Source organism: uncultured Rothia sp. (assembly GCF_916715725.1).
In the GTDB taxonomy this organism is placed as follows: domain Bacteria; phylum Actinomycetota; class Actinomycetes; order Actinomycetales; family Micrococcaceae; genus Rothia.
The window spans coordinates 87,345-114,027 of the sequence record NZ_CAKAPD010000006.1; the positions used below are offsets into that span (position 1 = coordinate 87,345).

Below are 26,683 nucleotides of genomic sequence, written 5' to 3' on the forward strand. Positions count from 1 at the left end.
TTCTACGAAAAATCGTGGCATCATATAGTAAATATATTCGTAAATGCGTTCTCTTGGGCTTTTCTCCACTAAGCTAGAAGAAATGCACACCGCACCAGGACCGTACACAGCGACCATCAGCGAGGATAGTATGACTCCCCCTTCTCCTTCCGGAGCACCCACTCCCCAGGCGACCGAGAGCCTCACCGTAGCAGCCCCGAAGATCCCGGCGGCTTCTGCGCACCTTGCTGAGCGTATTGCTGAAGAGCAGCAAGCCTACCTGCACGCTTTCGACACCCTCATGGCGGAGTTTTTTGCCCGCCAGCGCGAGCTGCTCGAGGGTATCTCCCCCGAAACCCTGCCCCTGCTGGAGGCCATCGAGTCCCTCTCCACCGGCGGCAAGCGCCTGCGCGCGCTGCTGAGCTACTGGGGTTGGCGAGGTGCCGGCGGCGCACCCGTGACCGAGGAACGCGCATCCTGGTCCATTGTGAAGGCTGGTATGGCGGTGGAGCTGTTCCAGACCTCCGCGCTGATTCACGACGACATTATTGACCGCTCCGATACCCGCCGCGGCGCCCCCTCCGTGCACAAGCGTTTTGAGGCGGCACACGAGCAGAATAGCTGGCGCGGCGATGCTTTCAATTACGGTCTGACCGGCGGCATCCTTGCTGGCGACCTGACCCTGGCGTGGTCTGCCGAGGTTTTTGCATCCCTGGGTGAGGGCGCAATCTACGGCGCCCCGGCGCGTACCATTTTTGACCGGATGCGCACCGAGGTTCTGGCGGGCCAGTACCTGGACGTCTACTCCGAGGTTCTCGAAACCGAGGACGCGCAGGCGGCTCTGCAGCGTGCCCTGAACGTCATCCGTTTTAAGTCCGCTAAGTACTCCTGCGAGCACCCCTTCACGATTGGTGGCGCCCTGGCTTTGCAGGCTGCCGCGCTGGAGAACGGCACCGGCGCCGTGAGCGAGCAGCACCCGGTACTTGCAGGCTACCGCGCGTTCGGTCTGCCGCTGGGTGAAGGTTTCCAGCTGCGCGATGATGAGCTGGGCGTTTTCGGTCAGCCCGAGGTGACCGGCAAGCCCGCCGGCGATGACCTGCGCGAGGGCAAGCGCACCGTGCTGGTGGCGCTCACCTCCGCCGCCCTCGATGAGAAGGATGCGGCGCTTCTGCACGATAGCCTGGGCAACCCTGACCTGAGCGATGATCAGGTGGAGCGCATTCGCGAGCTGATGGTTTCTTCGGGTGCTTTCGCCCAGCATGAGCAGCTGATCGAGCAGAAGTCTCAGGCGGTTTTTGAGGCGCTGGAAGCGATGAACCTGGACGAGCTGGCGCATGCGGCGCTGACCGATATTGTGGACCGTGCGCTACGCCGCAAGGCATAGATGCACTGCGCCGCAAGGCTTAGAAGTTCAGCACAGTTATAAACGTTTAAAGAGTTGAGGCGGCATACCGAAGTATGCCGCCTCAACTTATTTAGCTATAGTACCAAGCCGGTGTTACCAGGCTAGTATTACCAAGCCAGTGCCTGCGCACGGCGACGAATCTCAGTCTTACGACCGTCAATCAGTGCGTCGATCGGGCGGCCGGGCAGAGAGTCGTCGCTGGTGTACAGCCACACGATAGCTTCTTCATCACTGAAACCGGAATCCTTCAGGACCGCGAGGGTTCCCTTGAGGGATTCGAGCACGCGCGAGCCGTTCAGGAACAGCGCGGGAACCTTGCGCACGTTAGTTTCCGGGTCGCGCAGAGCGATGAGCGTACCGTCAGAAATCAGGTTGTGAACGCGGGTCACCTTCAGGTCGAGGGCCTGCGCAATTTCGGGGATAGTTACCCACTCGCCGACGAGGGCGAAGGTCTGAGCAATATTTTCGTTAGTCACCTTTTAAGAGTGCCAGAGCTGGCACGTATTTACCACTTTTGACCCGCCGCAGGTTCGGCGCCCCTCCCGGATTCTTCGTTCTTGCGTGTTACCCGCTGTTCGTGCATTGGGGCCGGACCCGCCGGCGCTTCTTAAGAGTTCGCTGAGTGTTCACCTGCTCGGCACTCTTTGGCATCGCGTCTGCCCAGGTGGGCGGGCTAAAATGTTGAGACGTATGAATACTCCCAGCCCACGCCGGATTTCTCCCGTGAACCCCCGTTCTTCTAATACTTCTGTTCCTCCCGCCACTCGTCCCGCTGCCCCGGATACCGCTATTGGTTCTTCGCAGTGGCTCAGTGGCGCCATTATTGAGGGTCACTACCAGGTGGGTTCGCTCATTGGCCGCGGCGGCATGAGCGAGGTGTATTACGCGCTGGACCTGTGGTCGAATAACCCGGTCGCGCTCAAGGTCCTCTCCCCCGCCCTCGCTGAGGATGCGGCGAACCGCCAGAAGTTCCACCGTGAGGAGCGTTCGATGCGCCAGGTGGGCGGCGGCGGTCATACGGTGGGCGTGATTTCTTCGGGTACCGAGTATTTTTCGGGTCAGATGGTCATGTACATCGTGCTCGAGTACGTGCACGGCTGCACCCTGAGCCAGCTGTTGCGTGTGCGTAACGCGCTTTCCCTGGGTGAGGCACTGGATATTCTCATCCCGGTGGTGGAGGCGCTCTCCGAGGTTCACGCCAACCGCTACCTGCACGGCGATATTAAGCCGGGCAATATTCTTCTCGACGCTAACGGTCAGGTAAAGCTCACGGACTTTGGTCTCTCCCGCCGTGACGATCAGGTGGATGCGGGCGCCCCCATGGGTACCCCCGCCTACGTGGCGCCGGAAGTTCTGGATCCGAAGGTGAAGGTCGGCGCGCAGGCTGATATTTTTGCGCTCGGCGTGATGATGTACCGCATGCTTTCCGGTCGCCTGCCTTTTGTGGGCCTGGAGAATGACCAGCAGGTGCTCTACCACAACGCGAATATTGAGATGCCCGCGCTGACCGATGTTGCGCCGGGTGCGGACCGCGATATTGCGGGGCTGATTTCGTGGTGTACCCGCAAGCAGCCTCACGCCCGCCCCGAGGATGCGACCGAGCTGTTCACGGCTCTGCTGGAGATTTCTGAATCGCTGGGTGAGTCCGAGCGTGCATGGCGTGCACCCTCGTGCCCGGAGCCGGAGCTTCCTCTCTGGGAGGCTGTTGCCGATATTGCGGAGCGTAGCGGTGCCGCGCAGATGGTGCGTAACACCCCGATTAGCGCGTTTAGCGATGCCCGCGACCTTCTGGCATACGACGTCTATTCCCCCGACAGCCTCGTGTACGATGCTTCGGTAGCGGGTCAGGGCGTGCACCTTGCCGACGTGGACGCGGAGGACTCTGTGCTGAACCGCCAGGGCATTCCGCCGCTGGTGCGTTCCGCCTCCGACGATGACGAATCTGACGCTGACCAGGAGCACGATGGTGCAAAGGGCAAGTCCGGTAAGCGCGGCATAGGGTCGTTCATGGGCCGCCGCGCCTCCGCGGCGAGGGGCCCGCTGACTCAGTCCGTCGGTATTGGTCCGCAGACGGAGCAGGAGTTCATCTCAGCTAACGGCGAGTACGCCCCGATTCATGCGGAGCGTTCCTTGAGCCCCTCGGGTGCGCGCCGCCCGAAGTCTAAGGGGTCGGCGAGCGCCGCTGAGGCTTCACCGGATGAGGAGACCGTTTCTTCTCAGGATTCCGAGCAGTTGTCGCAGAAGGATCCTCGCCTGCCCGCCAAGCAATTTAGGACCCCGCCTTCCGGTATGGCGGTGGGCGGCTGGGCTCTGGCGCTCATTCTGCTGGGTATGGGTTCGAGCTTTACCGGTTGGTGGCTTGCGACCTCACTGGTGCAGTCGCAGTGGTGGCGCAATATTGAGGCGTTCCTGACCTTCTAAAGCTTGTCTTTGTTCTACATACCGCGCGCAGGTTAAACGCGATGCCCGGGTCTTCACTCACAATAAGTGAAGACCCGGGCATTATTTTTGCTATTCCCCGCCGACTAGTACCACTGGCTAGTACCCGCTGACTAGTACGGTGAGGCGCATCAACGTTTTATGCGCGGTTCTTGAGGTACTCGGAGACCAGGAACGCAATTTCCAGGGACTGCGAGTGGTTCAGGCGCGGGTCGCACAGGGACTCGTAACGGTCAGCCAGTGCTGCCTCGTCGATAGCGTCGGAGCCGCCCAGGCATTCGGTCACGTCGTCGCCGGTCATCTCCACGTGGATACCGCCGGGGAACGAGCCCAGAGCCTCGTGAACCTCGAAGAAGCCGCGAACTTCGTCGAGCACGTCGTCGAAGCGGCGGGTCTTGTAGCCGGAGGGCACGGAGATAGTGTTGCCGTGCATCGGGTCGGTGACCCACACAACCTTCGCGCCTTCGGCCTGCACGCCCTCAACGATTGCGGGCAGCTTCTCGCGAATGTTCTTGGCGCCCATGCGGGTGATGAAGGTCAGGCGGCCGGGTTCGCGGTTCGGGTCGAGCTTGTCGATCAGTGCGAGTGCGTCCTCGGCGGTGGTGGTCGGGCCCAGCTTCACGCCGATGGGGTTGCGGACCTTGGAGAGGAAGTCCACGTGTGCATCGTCGACGCCGCGGGTGCGCTCGCCGATCCATAGGAAGTGCGCGGAGGTGTCGTAGGGCAGCTGAGTACGGGAGTCGATGCGGGTCAGAGCACGCTCGTAGTCCAGCACGAGTGCCTCGTGGCCGACGTACATGTCGGTGGTCTTGAGAGCTTCGAAGTTCACGCCGCAGGCTTCCATGAACTTGAGGGCGCGACCGATTTCGTTGGCGGTCTTCTCGTAGCGCTCGTGCGCGGGGTTGGAGGTGAAGCCGCGGTTCCACTGGTGCACGGCACGCAGGTCTGCGAAGCCGCCCTTGGTGAAGGCGCGCACCAGGTTCAGGGTGGAGGCGCTGGTGTGGTAGCCGCGCAGCATGCGCTTGGGGTCGTGCACGCGTGCTTCGGGGGTGAAGTCGAAGCCGTTGACGGTCTCGCCGCGGAAGGAGGGCAGGGTGACGTCGCCGCGGGTTTCCATGTCTGCGGAGCGCGGCTTGGAGAACTGACCCGCCATACGGCCCATCTTCACCACGGGCATGGAGGCGCCGTAGGTGAGCACTGCAGACATCTGCAGGATGGTCTTGACGCGGCCGGAGATCTTGTCGGCGGTTGCGCCCGCGAAGGTTTCTGCACAGTCGCCGCCCTGCAGGAGGAATGCGCGGCCTTCGGCAACCTCGCCGAGTGCCTGACGCATGGCGTCGACCTCACCGGCGAAGACGAGCGGGGGCACCGAGTTCAGTTCGGCGATGGTGCTTTCAAAATCTTCGTGCTCGCTCCAGGTGGGCTGCTGGTCAATGTGCAGCTCGCGCCAGGTGTCCAGGCCGTGGTCGGGGGCCTGCGAGGTGCTGAGGTTTTGGTTGCTCATCTTCACTCCATCGGGATGGTCTTGTGCGTTTTCTGGTTCAGCCCTGGTCCGGGTGCCCGGTGCGCCGTGTTCGGCGTACGTGCACGTGGTTCTCAGGGATGAATAGACTAATTGTACTCTTGCTTGCTTCATCCCCTAACCCTGCAGTCAGGTACATCTCACATGTTTAGATAGCGCCACCCGGTATCGGCGATAAGCGGGTTGATAAGTGCCGTTGCAGAACGGCATACGAAAGGGCGGGATGCGGCGCGTACCGCATCCCGCCCTCTGGCGTATGTGCGCACCCGTTTGGGGTACTGTCTCAATGTCTAGTACTGCAGGTCTAGTGCTGCAGGTGCGCGATAGCTTCGTCAGCGCTCATGTTCTTATCAGCCATGAGCTTCTTGACGCGGTCGGCGTACACGTCCACGTATACCTGGCCGCTCAGGGCGCGAATTTCTGAGCCAATACGGTCGGCAATCTCGCGCTGAACGCGGTGGCTCAGGTCCGATCCGTCGGTGTATTCCTCGAAGGTGAGAGGCTTGCCGATGATGGTGCGCACCTGAATGGGCTTGCCGTCGTGGCGCAGGCGAATACGGTTCGAGCCGGAGGGCTGAATCAGGTCGGTACCGATCTGGCCGACGGGAACTACGGGCACGCCGGTTTCCAGGGCGAGGCGGGCAACACCAACTTTGGGGCGGTAACCTCGTCCGTCGGGGCTGCGGGTGCCCTCGGGGTAGATACCGATAACGCCGCCGTCCTTAAGGACCTGCGCACCGGCGTTGAGGGATTCCTGGCTCTTCTGACCGCCGGAGCGGTCCATGGGAAGCTGACCGACGCCGCGGAAGAACGCCGCCATGGCGCGCCCCTTCACGCCGGGGGTAGTGAAGTAGTCGCTCTTGGCGAGGAAATTCACGGTGCGAGGCATGGCGAGAGGAATAAAAATGGAGTCGCAGAATGCCAGGTGGTTGCTGGCAACAATGTAGGGTCCCTCGGGCAGGTTTTCCAGGCCAACCACGTCGTGGTGGTACAGTCCCTGCAGCAGGGGTGAGCCAAGAACCTTGAGCATTGAGTAGAGGGCGGTGTTAGGCATTGGGGTCTCCTCTCTGAATGTTCCCGGCTCAATTCTAGCGTGTCTGGAGAGGCACGAGGGAACGCGCGATAATTAAAGAAAAGAGAACGATTTTTCTGCGCACCTGTGTATCGGGTGCGCTGGGGGCGATATACCAGCACCGGTGCTGTATCTGTGGTAGCCGGTCAGGGTACGCTATAGAGCCTCACCTGCACTCATACTCGCGCAGGTTGGCGAAGGAGGACCATGAGCATTTTTGATAACTCGCTGGAGCCGCTCAAGCGGATGCGCCGCAAGGCTCGCGAGCGCAGGCTTCTAGCAACCCAAAATGTCAAGGACTCCCTGGCGCGTCGCCTCGAGGGCGACCAGGAAGCGTTCGATCACTCCCCCGTTTCTTTTAGTCCTGACCCGGCGCAGCATTCTGTGGGTATTTTGCTGGTGCACGGTTTTACGGGTTCACCGCATAGCATGCGCCCGTTGGCTCAGCATTTTATGGAGCTCGGGTATGCGGTGGAGATGCCGTTGCTGACCGGTCACGGTACTCATTGGAAAGATTTGCGCGATAGCACCTATGAGCAGTGGCTAGCTTCTGCCGAGCAGGGATACCGTCGCCTAGCCAATCAGGGTCTGCGTGTGGTGGTCATTGGTATGTCGATGGGCGGCACGGTGGCGACTCATCTGTCGGCGCGCCTGCCGGTGGCAGGTACGGTACTCATCAACCCCTACATGGTGGATGTGAATCCGATGATGCGCCATGCAGGCAAGGTGTCGAAGGTTCTGCCGATGCTCAAGGCGATTGGTTCCGATATTGCGGTTCCTGGCGTGAGCGAGGGCGCGTATTCTATCGTTCCGACGGCGGCGGTGCATCAGTTACATCTTTTGGGCGCTGAGACGCGTGCACTGATTCCGCAGTTGAAGGCGCCGGTTCTGTACGCGCGTTCACTGGGCGATCATACTGTGTCGGATAGCTCCCACAAATATTTTCTCGAACATTGTTCAGTTCCTGTAGAATTTAGGTGGCTGACCCGCAGCTACCATGTGGCAACGCTCGACTACGACGCCGAGTATCTTTTCTCTACTGTTCAAGCTTTTGTCGCATCCCTAAACCACTAAATTCTGACAGTTCCGCCCGCTGCACACCGGCGAATGCATCACCCGCCGCGGCGAGCAGAACAACCAGAAAGCCATAACGGCACCTCGAGCATTCGAGGACAGCCCGCGGCACCGGATCCGCCACGGGCTCACGCCCTGATTCGAAAGGCGCATTATGAAAGTCTTCTCCACTCCCGCTGAGGTTCTTGTTGACCCCTCGCTGAACCTGACAAGCATTGTTGAGCGCCACCGAGCCGATAGCTCCAACCCGGTGCTGTACCGCCGTCAGATGTCTCCGGGTAACTGGCAGCCGGTTCACGCCCAGCAATTCCACCAGATGGTAACCGACCTAGCTAAGGGCATGATTGCTGCGGGCATCCGCCCGGGTGACCGTGTGGGCATTATGAGCCGCACCCGCTTCGAGTGGACCGTCATTGACTTCGCGATTTGGTACGCGGGCGCCATCTCCGTGCCGGTGTACGAGACCAACGCACCCGCACAGGCCGCGTGGGCGCTCGCCCACTCGGAGGCTACCGCCATCTTCGTTGAGGATGAGAAGCTTCTGGCACGCATCGCGGAGGCTGAGGAGTTCGCCTCCACGACTGAGGAACCCATGCAGTTGAAGCACCGCTGGGTCATTGAGAACGGCGACCTTGATACCCTCAGCGCTCGCGCGTCCGAGGTGAGCGATGAGCAGCTGGAGCAGGTACGTTCCGCTGCCGGCTGTGATGACATCGCGACCATTGTGTATACCTCCGGCACGACCGGCCGCCCCAAGGGTTGCGCGCTGACTCACGGTCACTTCCTAAACCTGAGTGTCAACACCAAAATGGTCGAACCCGAGATTGCGAACTCCCGCAACTCCTCCATTCTTTTCTTGCCGCTGGCGCACGTTCTGGCGCGTCTGATTCAGGTGCTGGCGCTGGACGCTGGCCTGGTCATCGGTCACTCCCCCAACATCAAGAACCTGGCGTCTGATCTGGATAGCTTCAAGCCGACCATGCTGCTGGTGGTGCCCCGCGTCTTTGAGAAGGTGTACGAGGGTGCCATGGCGAAGGCGGCTAAGGGTGGCAAGTTCAATAAGTCGCTCTTTGAGCGTTCCACCGATATTGCGGTGCGCTGGTCACAGGCGAAGGTTGAGGGCCGTGTCCCGCTGAAGCTGGCGGCGCAGTACGCTCTGTACGACAAGTTGGTCTACTCCAAGCTGCGTGCGGCCCTGGGCGGCGAGCTACGTTACGCGGTCTCCGGCGGCGGTCCCCTCGGCGAGCGCCTGGCGCACTTCTTCCACGCGGTGGGTGTGCAGGTGGTTGAGGGTTACGGCCTGACCGAGACCTGCGCCCCGATTGCGGCTGGCCGCATCAACCCGTACCAGATTGGCATGATTGGCCCGCTCATCCCCGGTTCCGAAGGCTATATTGCTGAGGACGGCGAGCTTCTGGTTCGTGGCGTGGGCGTGATTAGCAGCTACTACAAGAACCCCGAGGAGGACGCTCATGCGTTCACCGAAGACGGTTGGTTCCGTACCGGTGACCTGGCTCGTTTCGATGAGCGAGGCTACCTGAAGATTGTGGGCCGTAAGAAGGAAATCATTGTCACCGCCGGCGGTAAGAACGTGATTCCGGGTATTGCGGAGGGTCATTTGCGCACTTCTCCCCTGGTGTCTCAGGCAATGCTGGTTGGCGATGAGAAGCCGTTCATTTCAGCGCTGGTGACCCTAGACCCGGATACCTTGCCCGAGCAGCTCGAGCATCTGGGTCTGCCGCGTTCGCTCTCCATTCCGGAGGCTGCGGTTCACCCGGCGGTTCGTGCCGCAATTCAGAAGCTCGTGGACGAGGCGAACCAGCTGGTTTCCCGCGCCGAGGGTATTCGCGAGTTCCGCATCATGAACCGTGATCTGACCGAGGCGGACGGCTACCTGACTCCTTCGCAGAAGCTGCGCCGCGCGAAGATTCTGCAGGACTTCTCCTCCTACGTGGATGAGATGTACGGCAAGGTTTCTGATAGCACGTCGGATTCTTTGGCTCGTCTGCAGGAGTACGCGGCGGAGCAGTCTGAGAAGTTCGCTGAACTGCGTGAGCAGGCTGCGGAGCGTCTGCACGAGTACGCGGATCATCAGGCGGAGCGTCTTGCCGAGCTGCGTGAGCAGGCGGCTGAGAAGTTTGAGGAGCTGCGTGAGCAAACCGCCGAAATGATGCAGAAGCCTCATGAAGAGAAGGCCGAGGAAGAAAAGGCTGAGGACTCCTCCGCTGAGGTTTCTTCCGCAGCGGCTCCCGCCGAGAAGCCCGCACAGGCTGAGAAGAAGGCTGCTACAGAGCAGAGCCCTCAGAAGTCTGACACCGACAAGGCATAACCGGCTCTGGCCACCATTAACGAGAGGCCATACACGAGAGGAGGAGGTCGTACCGCTTAGGTACGACCCCCTCCTCTCTGTTTGTTCGCTAGATGCCTCGGCTTCCGAGCGTTATCTAGCCGTCGTTAGCTGGCGGATCCTTAGTTTGCGGGCTCGTCGAATTCCAGGCCGAGCAGCGCGTTCTCAATGATTTCGGTCAGTGCCGGGTGGATCCAGTACTGGCCGCGTGCGAGGGTGCGCGCATCCATGCCGAAGCTCATTGCCTGCAGGAGCGGCTGGATGAGCACGGAGGACTCTTCACCGACCAGGTGTGCGCCGAGCAGCACGCCGTTGTCCTTGCGGGCAATCAGCTTGCACAGGCCGATCTTGTCTTCCATGGCCCAGCCGTAGGCGGTGTCGCCAAAGTTCTGTGCCTTGACGGTGATCTCAAAGCCTTCACGCTCAGCGGCCTGGCGCGCCTGCTCTTCGGTCATGCCGACCACGGCAATCTGCGGGTTGCTGAAGACCGCGGCGGGTACGTAGCGGTGGTCGCTGGCACGCAGGTCCTCGGGGTGGCTGAGGTTGTGCTGCACAACGCGTGCCTCGTGGTTTGCCACGTGCTTGAGCTGGTAGCGGCTGGAGACGTCGCCGAGGGCGTAGACACCGGGTACGGGTGCACCGTTGTAGAGCACGCGCTGGTACTTATCGACGCTGAGCTGACCGCCGTCCTGCACGTCGAAGTAGTTCTTTGCGTTGAGGGTGTCGGTGTTGGGGCGGCGACCGGTTGCTACGAGCACAGCGTCTGCCGGGATTTCGAGCAGTTCTTCACCGTTCTCGGTGGTGCGCTTCGCTACGACGGTTACGCTGCCGTCGGCGTTCTCACGGATCTCGGAGAGGGACGCATCCTTGACGATGTTCCACTGCTTGCTTGCGGCTTCTTCGAAGCGTGCCACGACCTCTTCATCCACGCCGCGCAGCAGGCGGGAGGAGCGGTTCAGCTGGGTTACTTCGGTGCCGAATGCGGAGAAAACGTGGGAGAATTCTGCCGCAATCACGCCGCCACCGATGACGACCATGCGGGCGGGCAGCTCGTCCAGGCGCATGACGTTGTCGTTAGTGTAGACCTTAGAGGAGTCGATACCGGGCACGGGAGGCAACACGGCGCGCGAACCTGCCGCAATGACAATCTGGCGGCCCTGCAGGCGGGTGCCGTCGGTCAGCTCAACGGTGTGGGAGCCGACGAAGCGCGCGTACTGGTCGTAGAAATCGACGTTGGGCAGACCGGCACGCCAGTCGCGGCCACCTTCAGAGATCTGGTCGATGCGGGAGGCGAAGATGCGGTCACGAATCTGCGCCCAGTGCACGGCGTCTACGTGTGCGTCGACGCCCAGGTGCTTGACCTCGCGGGTCTTCTGCGCGATGGTCGCCGGGTAGACGTACATCTTGGTGGGGATGCAGCCAACGTTCAGGCAGGTGCCGCCGAAGATACCGCCGTCGATAAGGGCGACCTTCTTGTCGTCCCATTCGGGGCCGATGAGGGTGTTGCCGGATCCGGAGCCGATGACGATGAGGTCGTATTGTGCTACGCCGTCAATGCGTTCTACGTTCTCGATGCTCATGTGGTCCTCTCGTTTAAGGTGTTGAGGCTGGGCTCGCCCCCAGCGTGCCCCCGTAGTCGCGGGCTTTGTTCTGTTACTGCCACTATAACGCGTGGAGGCTACCGACTATTCCTGTTATCTCATCTCATAGCCTGTTGATACGCAAAAGTGCACCATCCCAGAGAACAGCACGTTGAGAACACGGCTGTTTCTTGAGAAGACGCACTCAAGCATTGAGAGCTATTCGAGCCCGCGCATTAGTATTCCTTAGAGGTCAGCCATGAGCCCAACCAGCAGTCGGGTGAAGTCGATGGCGGGGTCAACCGATTCTTCGTCGGGCCAAAAATGAATCGGGTAGGCGGCACCCTGTGCACGCTGCAGCACGGGGCTTTCGGCGAGCACGGGTTCTGCCACGAGCTCGCCAAAGAGGGAGCGCATTTCGTCGCGGCGGTAGCGGTGTTCACTATCGTTGGGGCGCATCTTGTTGATGATGACGCCCGCGCCGTCGATGCTGATGCCGCTTTCCTGCTGAAAACGCACAATGGCGCGCAGTGTTCGTTCGGTGCCCGCCACGGAGAAGAGCGACGGCTCTGCGACCGAGAGGATGCGCTCACTCACCGCCCAGCCCATCGAAGATAGGGTTCCAAGGAACGGCGGGCAGTCAATCAGGATGACGTCGTAGGCGTCCGCTGCCGCCTCCACCATGCGCTTGAAGCGGCGGATGAACGGTGCGGCTTCCTGCCGATCCACGAGGGTGGAACGAGCCGAACCTCGCGCCACCTTCACGCTACCGGTGGTCACGGGGTTATTGGTCAGCAGGGTGGGTTTGCCGACGAGCGCGTTCCAAGAGGAGCTACCGGCTTCCTCCGCGAAGGCGCGCTCATTGGAGCTGGCGATTAGGGAGGCGACGTCGGGGATGGTTTCATCCACCGCCAGGCCGGTGCTGGCGTCGCCGTGGGGGTCGAGGTCAATAACGAGTGTGGAGAGTCCGCTGTGTAATGCCGCGGAGGCAAGCCCCAAAGTGATGGACGTTTTGCCGACGCCACCTTTGAGGCTGCTGATACTGACGATGCGGGGCATGCAGGTCCCTTTTATGAGTGAGGTGTAATGCCCCTTTATTTTAGCGAATCTTCGCTTTTCTTCCGGCTCTGACAGGGGTGTATCTTGAGTTTTTTCTCAAGTGGGCATTGAATATTCCCTCGGGCTTAAAGCTTCAGCCCGCGCTCGCCACCTGACAGGTGGTAAACGCGGGCTGATCTACGTTTTATGTTTTATGCCTGTGCGCGGCGGGCACGGCGGGCGGCGAGTTCGTCGCCCTCGAAGTTTTCGTGCATTTCTTCGCCGGGCTGACCGTTGAGGTTCATTTCGATTTCACGCCAGACGCGACCGATAGCGATACCAAAGACACCCTGACCCGCCTGAACCAGGTCAATAACTTCGCTCGGGGAGGTGCATTCGTAGACGGTGGTACCGTCACTCATCAGGGTGATGTTCGCGAGGTCGTCAATGCCACGGGTACGCAGATGCTCGATGGAGGTGCGAATCTGCTGCAGGGATACGCCGGTGTCGAGCAGTCGCTTCACAATCTTAAGCACGAGCACATCGCGAAAGCTGTAGAGGCGCTGGGTACCGGAGCCGGAGGCGCCACGCACGGTGGGTACGACCAGGTCGGTGCGTGCCCAGTAGTCGAGCTGACGGTAGGTGATGCCGGCTGCCTTGCAGGCGACGGCGCCGCGGTAGCCGAGGTTTTCCTCGACGACAGAGACAGGGTCGGTGAAGAGTACGCCCTGTTCACCGCGCGGAGGCGGTGCTACAGGGAAGAGGGTGTCGAAGCCATCCAGGGGCTGGTCGAAGCCCTGGGGTGCGTGCGTGGTTGCGGCCTCGCCTGCATTTTCGGCTACCTGCTGCTCTAGCACGGTCCCTCCTTTTCGTTAAACCCTTTTAAGTGCTTTACCGCGCCCCATCAATGCGGTCGATATCGTTCCGGTGTAGACCCGATTCTCGGGGAGAGATTATCGGGGTGAGATTCTAGGGTTGGGGTCTAGAATCTGCGTCTATGATTCGCGTGGCTCCTCTACTGGGTTCCGGCGCGGTTTTCAATACTACACAGCGGTTCGACAGTGCGACCGATGCGCGATAGGCGCGGTTGTTCAATCTATTTTAACTGATAGAGGGCTCTACTTAAAATTGAACCCACCGGAGCGAATGATCTTTTCAGATTCATTCTTGCCTCGTTAACGCTTCATAGGGGCGCTCCTCCCCCGCTGTTCCGTTCGGTTTTCTGGGCACCCACCCCACAGAGGGAGTTTATGCAGGAGGAGTTTAAAAAGTAAATGCGTACGGGCTGGTAGTCCGTACGCATTTACAGCTGAGTTGAGTGAATAGCCTTGGCAGGCCGGGAGCCCCCTGGTGAGAAAGCTCTTCGTGTTGGACGAAGGGGTAGAAATTCCGAGCGTGCCAGCGTCGGCTTCGTCCAAGTCTAGAGGCCGCTACCTGTTGGTGCAGGTAGGGACTATAGAGGGAATCACCGTGGTCAGTGGTGTTTCCCGAGGGAAATCCCAGTTTGGGGTGCGGTGGAACCGCATGGGGTTTGAAGGGTAGACAGTCCGGTCGTCTGCCCCTTCACTGCCTACTCGTAGGTAGGCATTGCCGATTCGACGAGGGTTGCGTGCAGCTGCAGGCACAACTTGCGAATCTTGTCAGCTCGTTCCTGTGCCTGAGCCTGGGAGGCTGCGTCGCGGCGCGAAGCCAGCGGAGCTACCGCAATTTCTACGAGGGAGATTTCGCGGTCTGCCGCAGACTTGAACGCGCGCAGGTGACGGGGCTGAATGCCGTGCTGGGTCAGCTCTGCGCTCACACGGGCGATCAGCACGTCGTAATCGGTGTACTCCACGTCCGAGCCATCTTCGAGCAGTCCAAAGTCAATCAGCTCGCGAATCAGTTCGGGAGTGGCATTAGCGTATTCTGCCAGCTCCCGGAGACTGTAGGTACGGCCTTCCTGCTCGTCCGGTCCGAGGACGGTATCCAGGACGTCTTCACTTACGGTGGCGGGCATGGAGTTCAGTACGCGTCCGGCTTCCAAGTCTTCCAGGTGCTGACGGATTACCTTGAGCGGCATGTAGTGGTCGCGCTGCATGGTGAGGATGTAGCGCAGGCGCTCAATGTCAGTCTGGGAGTACTTGCGGTAACCGGTTTCGGTACGGCTGGGGTGCACCAGACCACGCTCCTCCAGGAAGCGAATCTTGGATGCGCTAATTCCGGGGAACTCCAGGTCGAGCTGACTAAGAACCTGACCGATGGTCCGGCTCTTAACATCACGCGGGTTACGGTCAGAGTCGCCGTTCTCCACGTCCTCTAGTTGAACCTCAGCGTTAGTGAGGTTTTCATCGATGCGTGAGGTCATCTATGTCTTTCGGGTACTTGTTCAGCCGATGTCGATACGAGCCGATATTTGAGTGAGTGGCTCGTTCCCCCGGTCGGGGGTCTCGCTTCGTGCCGAACATCTTTGCTTAGTGTTGAGAGTGTGATAGATAAGTTTAGTTGTTTATCACGAAATGATAAACCGCAAACCTTCGAGACAATCTTATAGCCTCACAAGGCATTTTGCTATTTAGTTCGCCCTTTTCAGAGGCTTTTTGAACCCAAAAATAGCCACACAATCAAACACTATCCAGTAGAGACAGTACCAATTTTAGCAAAATTCCAATACTTCGAACACATATATCTCATATTGGACTGCTTTACGAGGAAAATTTTATCTTCTCGCGATAGTTGAAGTTTTCATCACATTTAACTTGAAAGAGGCTCCCACTAGGGGTTTAGCCATCTTTCAAGCCCTTCAGACAGCTTCAGAGACCCTCAAGATGAACCTTAAATACGTCCGTTTATTTGCGTTTGTGTGCACTATTAATGAAAAACGGCGAGACCAATCGGTCTCGCCGTTTCATCAGTACGTACCTCTTAACACGAGGGACGCCAGAGCTATAGAGTCTATCGAGCTAGACTATCGACTTAGAGCTTAGCCAGCTCAGCCTTGTATGCCTCTGCATCCAGCAGGTTCGCCAGATCATCAGCGTTCTCGGGGCGAATCTCAATGATCCAGCCCTCGCCGTAGGGATCGGAGTTGACCAGTGCGGGGTCATCCTCCAGGCCCTCGTTCACTGCGACAATCTCGCCAGCGATGGGAGCAAAGAGATCGGAGACAGACTTGGTGGACTCAATCTCACCGAAGCTATCCTCAGCAGCTACAGAATCGCCAACAGAGGGAAGGTCGACGTAGACGACGTCACCCAGTGCATCCTGAGCGTGGTCAGTAATACCAACACGTACGGTGCCCTCGGCGGTGAGAGCGGAAACCCACTCGTGCTCAGAAGTGTACGAGAGTTCTGCGGGAACGTTGCTCATAGCAGCGGTGTCCTTTCAGTGTGTTCTTGCGTAGCGCGGACCGTCCCGCGCACGGTGTCGTTCCGTATGTGGGATGACGGAACGTCCTACACCAATTATCACATAAGAAGTAACGCGGGGCACGTCCAAACACCCCCGTACCACTTCTATGACACTATATTTTCCTTATCCTATCTAACCGCTCAACAAGCGCCCCTTCCCAAGGCCCTAGAAGCACCCCTATTACTCACCTCCAGCAGGGAGCCATCAGACACACCAAAAGGCTCAGGGCCCCACACCATGAAGGTGCAGGGTCCTGAGCCTTAGGCTAGAGAGCTAAACTCTCACAGCGCCTTAGCGGGAAGAAATGACGCGCTCGGAGAAGCGGTTCGGGTTACCGAAACGGTGTGCGGTAATCGAAACAGCCTGCTCGCGGAGGAAGGGCAGCATCTCGATACGGCCAGCCTCGGTGACGGGTGCGAAGTACACTGCAACGTCCGGGCGACCACCCAGTGCGGTGTAGAGGGACTTCTCATCGTTACCGATGTAGCGGATACGGGTGCCTTCCAGCGGGGTACCAGCCAGTGCGCGAACCGGGGTCTTAGCGTTCGAAGCCAGGTACTCGCGGAACTGAGCGTCCGACTTAACTTCGTACTTGATGCCCTTGTTCTCGAGGACGCCACGAACGTCGACCGGCAGGTCCTTACCGACGGACAGAGCAACCGGTGCGTTAGCTGCCAGACCGGCGAGCACAACGCGCAGGGTCTCTGCTGCGGATGCGGACTCGTCTGCACGAACCAGAACCTGGGTAGGTACGTAGCGCAGGATGTTGCGCTCCACGCCCAGCTTCGAGGGATCGTGGCCGAAGCCGAACTCGGTGTCCCAAGCGTGTGCGTCAGAGGAGACACCGCGCTTGATGAATGCGAAGTCCTCGCGCTTGCCCAGTTCGGAGTTCTCGATGGTAGCCAGGGTCTCGCGGACGGTCACGGAGTGGGTGACAGCGGTTGCGGTTGCCTGTACGGGCTCCCAATCGGACAGAGCGATCAGGTAGCTGGGGCCACCAGCCTTGGTACCGGAACCCACGGTGGACTTCTTCCAACCACCGAAGGGCTGACGCTGAACGATTGCACCGGTAATTGCACGGTTGACGTACAGGTTACCTGCCTGGACCTTGGAGAGCCACAGCTCGAGCTCGTCAGCATCCAGCGAGTGCAGACCTGCGGTCAGGCCGTAATCGGGTGCGTTCTGCAGCTCGATTGCCTCTTCCAGGGTGTCAGCGGTCATGATACCCAGGATGGGGCCGAAGTACTCGGTCATGTGGTACTCAGAACCGGGCTTGACGCCTTCACGAACACCGGGGCTCCAGAGGCGACCGGTCTCGTCCAGTTCCTTCGGCTGAACGAGCCAGCGCTCGCCCGGGCCGAGGGTGGTCAGACCGCGCAGCAGCTTCTCTTCCGGCTTCTGAACAACGGGACCCATCTGGGACTCAATGTCCTGCGGGTGTGCCACGTGCAGGGAACTGACGGAGTCAAGCAGCTGACGGCGGAAACGCTCGGACTGTGCCACGGAGCCAACCAGGATGACGGTGGAGCCAGCGGAGCACTTCTGACCTGCGTGACCGAATGCCGAGTAAACGACGTCCTTGACGGCGAGGTCGATGTCAGCGTTCGGGGTGACGATGATGGAGTTCTTACCCGAGGTCTCACCGAACAGGGGCAGGTCATCACGCCAGGAGCGGAAGAGCTCAGCGGTCTCGTAACCACCGGTCAGGATCAGGCGGTCAACCTCGGGGTGCGAGATGAGCACCTTACCTGCAGCGCGGTCAACAACCTTGACGAGCTTCAGAACTTCCTTGGGAACGCCTGCTTCCCACATGATCTCTGCGATCAGGGCACCGGTGCGAGCGGTGATGGTTGCGGGCTTGAAGATGACAGCAGAACCTGCAGCCAGACCAGCCAGAACACCACCAGCGGGGATAGCGGTCGGGAAGTTCCACGGGGGAACAACCAGGGTCAGGTCAACAGACTTGGGCTTTGCGCCGTCGATCTTCTCGAGGTCCTCAGCCAGCATTGCGTAGTAGTATGCGAAGTCGATTGCCTCGGAGACCTCGGTGTCGCCCTGCTCCAGGGTCTTGCCAGCCTCAGCTGCCATAACCTCCAGCAGGTCACCGCGGCGCAGTGCGATAGCCTTACCGACCTTGCGCAGAATCTCTGCACGCTCGTGGCCGGAGAGCTTGCCCCATGCCTTGCCAGCCTCTTCGGTTTCCTTGATCAGCTTCTCAGCCTCAGCCTCACTGGTCAGCTCGTTAGCCTTGAGGGTGTCGATGCCCAGCTTGGTGGTCTTGGAACGCTCGAGGATTGCGCGGCCCCACTCGCGGTTACCGGAGAGTGCGGGGTCGGTGTCGGGGGTGTTCTCGAAGCGGCCTGCCGGTACGAAGACGTTGTCCTCGTTCTCGGTCAGACGGTTCTGGGTGCGCTTGGATGCGGGAACCTCGTCGGTGACGGAGTTCAGTGCACGCATGAAGCGGTCCTCTTCGCGCTTGAAGATGGACTCGTCGGTTGCCAGGTCGAAGATACCGGACATGAAGTTCTCGGAGGAAGCGTTCTCCTCGAGACGACGGATCAGGTATGCGATAGCAACGTCGAATTCCTTGGGGTTCACGACGGGCACGTACAGCAGCAGGTGGCCAACGCGACGGCGGATGATCTCTGCCTGCTGCTCAGCCATACCAATCAGCATCTCGAACTCGACGCGGTCCTTCACGCCGCGGTCCTCGGACAGCAGCAGTGCGAATGCAACGTCGAAGAGGTTGTGGCCTGCAATACCAAGGCGGATGTTCTTCACGTGCTCGGGGCGCAGTGCGTAGTCCAGAACGCGCTTGTAGTTGGTGTCAGCAGCCTGCTTGGTGTCCCAGGTGGTCAGCGGCCAGCCGTGCATAACAGCTTCCACGATCTCCATGGAGAGGTTTGCACCCTTAACCAGGCGGACCTTGATGCCTGCGCCGCCAGCAGCAACGCGCTTAGCAGCCCACTCCTGCAGGTGCTGCATTGCAGCCAGGGTGTCGGGCAGGTATGCCTGGAGCACGATACCGGCTTCCAGGTCCTTCAGGTGAGGCTGGTCCAGAATCTTGGTGAACACCTCAATGGTCAGGTCGAGGTCCTTGTACTCCTCCATGTCCAGGTTGATGAACTTCTTGGGGGAGGAAGAAGCAGCCAGCTCGTACAGCGGGGTCAGGCGGCGAACAGCGGTCTCGACAACCTCGTCGAATGCCCAGTGCTGGTGGGGGCCAGAAACAGCGGACACCTTAATGGAGACGTAGTCAACGTCGTCGCGTGCCAGCAGGCGCTTGGTCTCAGCCAGGCGGTGCTCTGCTTCCTTGTCACCCAGAACTGCCTCACCGAGCAGGTTAACGTTCAGGCGGTTACCGGTCTTGGTCAGCTCTGCGATAGCGTCGCCCAGCTTCTCCTCGGAAGCGTCAACGATCAGGTGACCGACCATCTCGCGCAGCACGCGGCGTGCAACAGGAACGGTGGGCCATGCGACCTTACCAGCCAGCTTGCCACCGAAGCCAACAGCGGACTTCATGTACCAGGGCAGGAAGGAAGGTGCCAGACCGGAAATGCGGGAGAGGTTGCGACCGGAGACGTTGTCATCCTCGGGGCGAATAACGCCATCAACAAAGCCGACGGTGAAGGGAAGACCATTGGGGTCCTTCAGAACACCGGCGAGCTGCTCAGCCGCGAAGGTGGGCTTGATCGACTGGGACTCGTTTACCCACTGACGAACAAGCTGACGAGCTTCCAGAGCCATCTTCTGGTAGTGCTCAGATGCGAAAGGATGGGTCATCCTTGACTCCTAACTATCTTACTGTGTGCGGTGCACACCACGTTTGGCGATGTCTCTATTTCACCACAAAAGGGTAATAAATACCTCATTAGAAAAACTGAATGTTTTTTCCAAAATCCATTTAGTTTTTCTAAATGATTGTGTAGCGTGGTTCCCGCCCGGCAACCCTCCGAACACCGAGCCCAAAGAGAAGAAACGAAGACCATAGCAACATCGCTATCCATCCCTCTCAGGCTAGCACTTTCAGAACGCAAATACCGAACCCATTCCGTAACATTCGAACACTTCAAAACCATTCCCAAAAGCATCTATAGAACTAAGGTTCACCACACTCTCCCGGAATACCCGCCGTACAAGCCAACACGCGTCTCCGAAGGTCTCCCCGTCTCAAAAAGAGCCACACAAAAGCCCACGCGGTACCATAGACAAGAGTCCACAATGAGAGACGCACCACGGAAGAGTTCGGGAGTGCAACCCACCCGAACAACCGGGCGCACCAGGGAGGAAAAACGTGTCAATCTACGACATCCGACGCATGCAAATGCTCCTCGAAATCCAAGAACGCGGCACCATCATCGCCGCCGCAGAAGCGCTCAGCCTCACCCCCTCCGCCGTCTCCCAGCAGATTGCCACCCTCGAAAAAGAAACCGGCACCCCGCTACTGCAGCGCATCGGCAGGCGCGTACAGCTCACCAGCGCCGGACTCATCATTGTCGACAGCGCCCGCAGCATCCTGCGCGAACTCGACCGCATGCAAACCTCCGTCGCCAACCTCACCGGCGAACCCGCAGGCATGGTCCGCCTCGCCATCTTCCAGTCCGCGGCCTTCGCGCTGCTACCGGAAACCCTCAGCTACCTTGCCGAGCACGCACCCTCACTCACCCTGCAAGTACTGCAAATCGACCCCGAAACCGGAACCTCCCTGACCCGAAGCCGCGAATACGACATGGTGCTCTCCGAAGCCTACCCGCACCACCACATCCCCGAATACCCCGAACTACACTCCGAGCTACTCACCGAAGACCCGCTCAGCCTCATCGTGCCCAGCACCTCCACCATCACCTCCATTGAAGAGGCGCACGCACTGCCCTGGGTCCTCGAAATGGAACAGAACACCTCCCGCAGCTGGGCGCTCAACCAGTGCCGCACCGCAGGATTCGAGCCGGTCATCCGCTACAGCGCCAATGACATGATTACGAACTCCAACCTCGTCAAAGCAGGATTCGCGGTCACCATCGTGCCCGGCTTCATCCTCTCTTCCCTCTCCACCACCGAGGGGCTACGCATCGTGGAGCTACCCGGCAAGCCCTCCCGCAAAATCTTTACCGCCGTACGCCGAGAGTCCGCCGCCAACCCCGCCATCGCCATGGTGCGCGAAGCCCTACACCACGCGGTCAAGGTGGCATTCGGTGAACACGAAAAGACCGAAACCGTATAGGAAAAATCAGCCATCACCCATGCCGGCACACTAGACAACGCAAAGGTCGGGGCCGTTCCCACGAACGACCCCGACCTTTCACTATGCCTTTTTGAACAGGCGCCTATATATAGAGGTATAAAAAGCACACAACAGTGGAGCTACTCCCCTGCTGTGATTACCTTTCACAGGGGCCAGCGCAACTGCTAGTTCAGCGAAGCAACCACAGCCGGGCTCTGCACCTCATAGAAGGACGAAGACAGACCTGCCGCCGCCATATCCAACACGGCGCTCACGTGCACATTCTTCAACGCAGAACCCGCAACACCCGAAGCCACCTGATAATTCAGCTGAACATCCAGACGATGACCGCGAGGAATAGCAGTACGCAACTCCAGAACATTCTCACTACCGGCGCCAGCCTGACCGGTCTGCTCGCTACGGCGCACCGCATCAAGATTCAGAGCATCCACCGGAGCCACCAGAGCCGAAGCACCCATACCACCCGAAGGCAACACCGCCTGACCAGAGGTCACGCGAAGAGTCACCGCGGGGTTCAGCAACAAACCGGTCTTCGGATCCTGCGCGCGAGCACGCACCATCAGGCGCGTACCCACCGGCAGAGTCGAATTACCCTCATTAATAATGCTCAGGCGAGTCGGCAGATTCTTGAAAGCAACAGTACGCGCCGGCTGGTTCTGCATAGACACAGCCTGCACGCCGGTAGCCGCCTTCAACTCCAGGCGGATGCACGACTCGTTATAACGCATCGGTACCTGCACCAGCGCAGAGCTCGCCGCGCCGCCATGCTGACCACGCTGGCCACCACGATGTCCGCCAGGACGCTGAGTCACTGGGGTACCGTGCGCACCGCGCCTGCCGCCCGAACGAGTCGCCGCCTCCGCAGCGCTCACGCCGCCAGCCACCAGAGCAGCCGAAGCACCCGCAACCTTCAACGCGGTACGGCGAGAAGCATTCATCAGATTATTCTTAGTCATTTTCTACTCCCCTAAGCCTTCGCGATACGGTACACGCCGCTAATCGTGCCCTGCCACCAGGTGCCGTAACGGTCAATCGTGCCCACCATCTGCAGGGTGTCACCGCCGCCAAGCAGCAGACTCACATGCTGAGGCAGGCGTTGCTCGTGCACAGTCTTACCGGTTTCCATATCAATCGCGACAGCCCACGCGTAGGCACCATTCGCCAAACCAGCCGGGCCGCGGCGACGCTCGCACGTGTAAATCAGCCCGTCAGCGGTGGAATAACGAGGAACAGCCGAAGAGTGCACATCCCTACGGTCCCAAATCTTACGCAGACCGCGACCGGTAATATCCCAACGCTCCATACCGGGAGCAAAAAGCGCGTTCGCAGGAACCGACGGACCGGCGCCCTCCGGGTACTTCGGGTACGGGTAGCCGTAGGTGCTCGCACCCACCATCGTGTTACCCACACCAATCATGGAATTCTCAGTACCAGAAGTACCGGCAGTAAAGAGGCCAGCACTACCGACCTTCGCACCATTATCGGTGCGATACACAATGACCGACTCCTGGATATCAGAGTTATCGGTCAGCATCACGTAATCGGAGCCGTTCGGGCCAAAGAACGTCGGAGACGCACCCGAGCCCCACGCGAGCTTACCCGGCTTGCGGGCGCTACCGCGGTCATAGGCATGCCACCACTTGAGGACGGGGGCACCGGTTGCGGTAGCGTGCAGCATATAAATCGCGTGGGAGGTAACCACGCTCACACCCTGCGGGCACGCCGAAATCGAGTTATCGATACGCTCACCAGCAATCGACGCCTTATTCAGACGCATAGAACGAATCGTGCCGCGGGCAGAATCAATCACCGCAATGTAGCTATTTTTCGTGGCAACCCAAATGCGACCGGACCAGTCGGGCACCAGACCAACCACAGCGTCGTTGGCACTCTGGGCGAGCATGCGGCTCAGGTCAATACGCTCATCAACCCGGATGCTGCGTCCGTCAGCAGAGTGGGAGAGGCGCAGCAGACACTGAGAGCCATCCACCAGAACCATGCGGTCCTGCGCGTCAAGGTAGGCGTACACACCGCCCAGCAGTGCACCCTTCGGAATATCCAAGTGCGAGAGCTCGCGGCCGGTGTGCGGGTCAAGAATGGAGAGCTTCGGGGTAATGAACTCGCCGTGGGCGAAGACCTGGGTGCAGAGCACCTGAATGAAGCCGTCGCGTCCGGCGAGAATCGTCGGGCAGGCACCGCCGAGCTTCGTGCCGGTAATCTTCCAGTTACCGGCACCGGGGCCGGCAAGAGGAGTAGCGTCAGAGGACTGAGCATCACCGTGCATCGTGGTAATGCCGGGAGCACCCAGATGCGGATTCACCTGGGCGTTATAGGTGGGGGTCATTGGTTGGTTCTTTCTAACGGTGAGTGGCGCACACCTTCAACGGAGTGCACTAATATGCGCTTTCACATGCGCAAACGTTTCACATTGTAGGGTCAGAAAGCTATTTTTGACGACACTAAAGGACACCTTGAAACATTGTTCAGGCGGTGCTTGAAAGCTTCCTTTCAAAGCTTTCTCGCCCGAGAGTCAAGGTGCCCTTCAACCCACTAACCACGGACCTCCATACCCGTGGGAATTAGTTTTAGCTACTTCTCCATCAGCGCCTTCGCCAGCGCATCGTCAAGCACCAAATCGGTAATCGCACCCGTACGCAATGCGCCACGCAAAGCACGCACACGGTGAGTACCGGAGGCAACACAAATACGGCGCGGAATCCGAGCCAGCTCCTTAGGAGTAGGACCCGACGCACGCTTATTCAACTCAAGATCAGCCCAGGAACCATCCTCACGCAGAAGAATCGTACACATATCCCCCACAACACCCAGCTCACGCAACTGACGCTGCTCCTGCGCTTCAAAATAGCCACCCGAATACACGTGAGAAGGAATAGGGCCACCAAAAGCACCCACGCCAAAAATAGCGAGGTCAACATTGTGCTGGGCATGCAGGTTCTTCTTAACGCTACGCTCACGCCACATGGCGGTCTTCGTGTCCGCGTAGTCAAAGAACGCGGGAACCGGGAAGTGAATCGCCTGCGCGTCATAGGCATTCACCAGCTGCCCCAGCAGAGAGCCCAGGTACGGAATACCCGAATGGTGCGCATTACCGGCACCATTCATCTGCACGACAGTCACGCCCTTTAGAGGGCGACGCGGCAGGTGACGAGAAATCTCAGTCATGGTCGAACCCCACGCCACACCCAGGCTCGTGCCGTTATCAACCAGGGAATCAAGCAGTACCGCCGCGGTACGAGAAACCTGACCCATGCGGGCGATGGGAGTAGCATCCGGACGCACATTCACGAGGGTGACACGCACCTTATAGCGCTCACCAATGCGGCGCTCCAGCTCGCTACGGGTACGGAAGGACTCATCCAGACGGATCTGCACCATGCCGCTCTCACGAGCACTTTTAAGCAGGCGTGACACGGTGGCGCGAGAGACCCCCAGACGAGCCGCGATAGCGTCCATCGTCATGTTGTGGATGTAGTACAGCTGCGCCGCCTCGTAGGTATGGTTAGCGCGTTCGTTCATTGCTCGCAGACCCCCAGTGAAAATCCGTTCATGTGGTTTGGTTATTATTTCACCATTGGGTTTTACTATTTGCAAGATGAAACCCCCCGCCGCTCACGCGGCACGACAAGAAAGAGCACTACATGAGCTCCCAGCACTTTGCACAGCAGTCTCAGCTGACTGCTGAGTCCCGCGCCCAGGCACTCAAGAGCATGGTCAATGAAGAACTCGACGTCCTGGTCGTCGGCGGCGGCATTACCGGTGCAGGTATTGCCCTCGATGCAGCAACCCGCGGTCTGCGCACCGGCATCGTCGAAGCAGGCGACTGGGCTGCAGGCACCAGTGCATGGTCCTCCAAGCTCGTCCACGGCGGCCTGCGCTACCTCTACAACCTCGACTTCAAGCTCGTGACCGAAGCACTGACCGAGCGCGGCCTGCTGCTGAACAAGATTGCTCCCCACCTCGTGCACGCACAGCCCTTCCTGTGGCCCCTGAAGATGCCCGTCATCGAGCGTGCATACTCCGCAATCGGCATCGGCATGTACGACACCCTGGCATTCCTCGGTTCCCGCGGCCACAAGGGTGTTCCCTCCCAGCGCCACTTCACCAAGGCAGGCACCAAGACCGTCTTCCCCGACATCAAGGATTCCGCATTCAGCGGCGCAATCCAGTTCTACGATGCACGCGTTGACGACGCACGCCTCGTCATCGACGTGGTCCGCACCGCTGCAGGCTACGGCGCACTGGCTGCATCCCGCACCCAGGTTGTCGGCTTCACCAAGGATGCATCCGGCCGCGTCATCGGCGCAGAGCTGGCAGACCTGGAAACCGGCGAGCGCCTGAACGTACGCGCAAAGCACGTCATCAACGCAACCGGCGTGTGGACCGAAGAGTCCGAGTCCCTGGCTAACCCCGATGCAGGCCTGGAGGTTCTCGCATCCAAGGGTATCCACATCGTGGTTCCCCGCGACCGCATCAACGCAACCAGCGGTATCTTCACCAAGACCGAGAAGTCCGTTCTCTTCATCATTCCCTGGCAGCGTTACTGGATCATCGGCACCACTGACACCCCCTACACCGAGGACCGCGAGCGCCCCGTCGCAACCAGCAAGGACATCGACTACGTCCTGATGCAGGCTAACAAGCTGATCGCTAACCCGCTGACCCGCGAGGACATCATCGGCACCTACACCGGTCTGCGCCCGCTGCTGCAGCCCAAGGTAAAGGACGGCGCAGCATCCACCAAGGTTTCCCGCGAGCACACCGTGACCGAGGTTGCACCCGGCATGAGCGCAATTGCAGGCGGCAAGCTCACCACCTACCGTGTCATGGCTGCCGACGCTGTCGACTTCGCACTGGGCGAGCAGGCTAAGCAGAACCCCTCCGTGACCGCAACCATCGGCCTGGTCGGTGCAGACGGCTACCACGCAATCGCTGCTAACCGTGCACGCTACGCAGAGCGTTACGGCTGGGATGAGGACCGTATCACCCACCTGCTCGAGCGTTACGGCGCGCAGATTGAGGACCTCGGCGCTCTCATCGACGCTGACCCGTCCCTCGGTGCTCCCCTGGCTAAGGCACCCCAGTTCCTGCGTGCAGACGTCGTCTTCGCTGTCCGCTACGAAGGTGCACTGCACCTGGAGGACGTTCTGGTCCGCCGCGTACGCCTCGACCTTGAGCAGCGCGACCGCGGCCTGGCAGCAGCAGACGAGATCCTCGACATCCTGCGTGCCGAGCTCGGCTGGGACGACAAGAAGGTCAAGGAGGAACTTGACCTCTACGCAGCACGCGTTGCAGCAATGCGCGAGGCAGAGTCCACCTCCACCGATGCTGAGGCATCGGCAAAGATTGAGGCTGTCACCCCCGTGGCACCCCGCGTGAAGCTCTAATCCTTAGAGATTCCGCATACCTTTCGTAACCGATTACTTGGTACGAACCGGCCGTTCGCCCCTCACCGAACATGGGCTATCTCATACATTCCGGTGAGGGGTGGACGGACGGTTAAATAACCGTTTACAATAAACCCCCTGCACAAGAAGCAGAGCGCTAAATACGGGGCTAACCCACAGTGCAATCTGCTTC

General features: G+C 59.7%; 18 protein-coding genes. 6 read left to right on the forward strand and 12 right to left on the reverse strand.

Features of this window, described 5'->3' with window-relative positions:
* Window positions 1-130 precede the first annotated feature (130 nt).
* Window positions 131-1,363 carry a polyprenyl synthetase family protein gene (locus tag QZ822_RS05155; protein ID WP_294643097.1) on the forward strand — a complete coding sequence of 411 codons (1,233 nt, stop codon included), beginning with the start codon at window positions 131-133 and terminating at the stop codon, window positions 1,361-1,363.
* Between the two features lie 128 nt (window positions 1,364-1,491).
* Here the strand turns inward: QZ822_RS05155 and QZ822_RS05160 are convergent, their stop codons facing one another.
* On the reverse strand, window positions 1,492-1,860 hold the full coding sequence (locus QZ822_RS05160; protein WP_294643100.1) for an Rv2175c family DNA-binding protein: 369 nt from the start codon (window positions 1,858-1,860) through the stop codon (window positions 1,492-1,494).
* A gap of 247 nt (window positions 1,861-2,107) precedes the next feature.
* Between QZ822_RS05160 and QZ822_RS05165 the strand changes: the two genes are divergently transcribed.
* A complete protein-coding gene (locus QZ822_RS05165) occupies window positions 2,108-3,805 on the forward strand; it encodes a serine/threonine-protein kinase (RefSeq protein WP_294643102.1) in 1,698 nt (565 codons plus the stop codon).
* Between the two features lie 157 nt (window positions 3,806-3,962).
* On the opposite strand, the gene QZ822_RS05170 is transcribed toward QZ822_RS05165, so the two are convergent.
* Together QZ822_RS05170 and QZ822_RS05175 are read right to left on the reverse strand one after the other, a co-directional pair.
* Complete coding sequence (locus QZ822_RS05170) at window positions 3,963-5,327, reverse strand: class II 3-deoxy-7-phosphoheptulonate synthase (RefSeq protein WP_294643104.1); 1,365 nt, start codon at window positions 5,325-5,327, stop codon at window positions 3,963-3,965.
* Window positions 5,328-5,649: 322 nt separating this feature from the next.
* Entirely contained in the window at window positions 5,650-6,399 is a 750-nt protein-coding gene (locus tag QZ822_RS05175) for a 1-acyl-sn-glycerol-3-phosphate acyltransferase (RefSeq protein ID WP_294643106.1), read from the reverse strand.
* A 225-nt stretch (window positions 6,400-6,624) separates the two neighbouring features.
* Between QZ822_RS05175 and QZ822_RS05180 the strand changes: the two genes are divergently transcribed.
* Together QZ822_RS05180 and QZ822_RS05185 are read left to right on the forward strand one after the other, a co-directional pair.
* Complete coding sequence (locus QZ822_RS05180) at window positions 6,625-7,491, forward strand: carboxylesterase (RefSeq protein ID WP_294643108.1); 867 nt, start codon at window positions 6,625-6,627, stop codon at window positions 7,489-7,491.
* Between the two features lie 154 nt (window positions 7,492-7,645).
* The gene (locus QZ822_RS05185) at window positions 7,646-9,820 is read left to right on the forward strand and encodes an AMP-binding protein (RefSeq protein WP_294643110.1); all 2,175 of its coding nucleotides are present in this window, start codon (window positions 7,646-7,648) and stop codon (window positions 9,818-9,820) included.
* Window positions 9,821-9,960: 140 nt separating this feature from the next.
* Here QZ822_RS05185 and QZ822_RS05190 read toward each other — a convergent pair whose 3' ends face one another.
* The 6 genes from QZ822_RS05190 to QZ822_RS05215 all read right to left on the reverse strand — a co-directional run bounded on the left by QZ822_RS05190 (window position 9,961) and on the right by QZ822_RS05215 (window position 19,626).
* The gene (locus QZ822_RS05190) at window positions 9,961-11,418 is read right to left on the reverse strand and encodes a mycothione reductase (protein ID WP_049356200.1); all 1,458 of its coding nucleotides are present in this window, start codon (window positions 11,416-11,418) and stop codon (window positions 9,961-9,963) included.
* A gap of 246 nt (window positions 11,419-11,664) precedes the next feature.
* Window positions 11,665-12,477 (reverse strand): ParA family protein, encoded by an 813-nt coding sequence (locus tag QZ822_RS05195; RefSeq protein WP_294643112.1) that lies wholly within the window; start codon window positions 12,475-12,477, stop codon window positions 11,665-11,667.
* A 191-nt stretch (window positions 12,478-12,668) separates the two neighbouring features.
* Window positions 12,669-13,313, reverse strand: a complete 645-nt coding sequence (locus QZ822_RS05200) for a MerR family transcriptional regulator (RefSeq protein WP_005507725.1) — start codon at window positions 13,311-13,313, stop codon at window positions 12,669-12,671.
* A 713-nt stretch (window positions 13,314-14,026) separates the two neighbouring features.
* Entirely contained in the window at window positions 14,027-14,800 is a 774-nt protein-coding gene (locus QZ822_RS05205; RefSeq protein WP_294643114.1) for a MerR family transcriptional regulator, read from the reverse strand.
* A 608-nt stretch (window positions 14,801-15,408) separates the two neighbouring features.
* Window positions 15,409-15,801 carry a glycine cleavage system protein GcvH gene (gene gcvH / locus QZ822_RS05210; RefSeq protein ID WP_005507722.1) on the reverse strand — a complete coding sequence of 131 codons (393 nt, stop codon included), beginning with the start codon at window positions 15,799-15,801 and terminating at the stop codon, window positions 15,409-15,411.
* A gap of 333 nt (window positions 15,802-16,134) precedes the next feature.
* Window positions 16,135-19,626, reverse strand: coding sequence for a bifunctional proline dehydrogenase/L-glutamate gamma-semialdehyde dehydrogenase (locus QZ822_RS05215; protein ID WP_294643116.1), 3,492 nt, complete (start codon window positions 19,624-19,626; stop codon window positions 16,135-16,137).
* 511 nt (window positions 19,627-20,137) lie between these two features.
* Here QZ822_RS05215 and QZ822_RS05220 point away from each other — a divergent pair.
* On the forward strand, window positions 20,138-21,064 hold the full coding sequence (locus QZ822_RS05220) for a LysR family transcriptional regulator (protein WP_294643118.1): 927 nt from the start codon (window positions 20,138-20,140) through the stop codon (window positions 21,062-21,064).
* Window positions 21,065-21,249: 185 nt separating this feature from the next.
* On the opposite strand, the gene QZ822_RS05225 is transcribed toward QZ822_RS05220, so the two are convergent.
* The 3 genes from QZ822_RS05225 to QZ822_RS05235 form a co-directional block, all read right to left on the reverse strand.
* A complete protein-coding gene (locus QZ822_RS05225; RefSeq protein ID WP_294643120.1) occupies window positions 21,250-22,041 on the reverse strand; it encodes a transcriptional initiation protein Tat in 792 nt (263 codons plus the stop codon).
* A gap of 11 nt (window positions 22,042-22,052) precedes the next feature.
* Window positions 22,053-23,429 (reverse strand): 6-pyruvoyl tetrahydrobiopterin synthase, encoded by a 1,377-nt coding sequence (locus QZ822_RS05230; protein WP_294643122.1) that lies wholly within the window; start codon window positions 23,427-23,429, stop codon window positions 22,053-22,055.
* A 245-nt stretch (window positions 23,430-23,674) separates the two neighbouring features.
* Window positions 23,675-24,622 carry a sugar-binding transcriptional regulator gene (locus tag QZ822_RS05235; protein ID WP_294643124.1) on the reverse strand — a complete coding sequence of 316 codons (948 nt, stop codon included), beginning with the start codon at window positions 24,620-24,622 and terminating at the stop codon, window positions 23,675-23,677.
* Window positions 24,623-24,744: 122 nt separating this feature from the next.
* Between QZ822_RS05235 and QZ822_RS05240 the strand changes: the two genes are divergently transcribed.
* Window positions 24,745-26,490 (forward strand): glycerol-3-phosphate dehydrogenase/oxidase, encoded by a 1,746-nt coding sequence (locus QZ822_RS05240; protein ID WP_294643125.1) that lies wholly within the window; start codon window positions 24,745-24,747, stop codon window positions 26,488-26,490.
* Window positions 26,491-26,683: the final 193 nt, after the last annotated feature.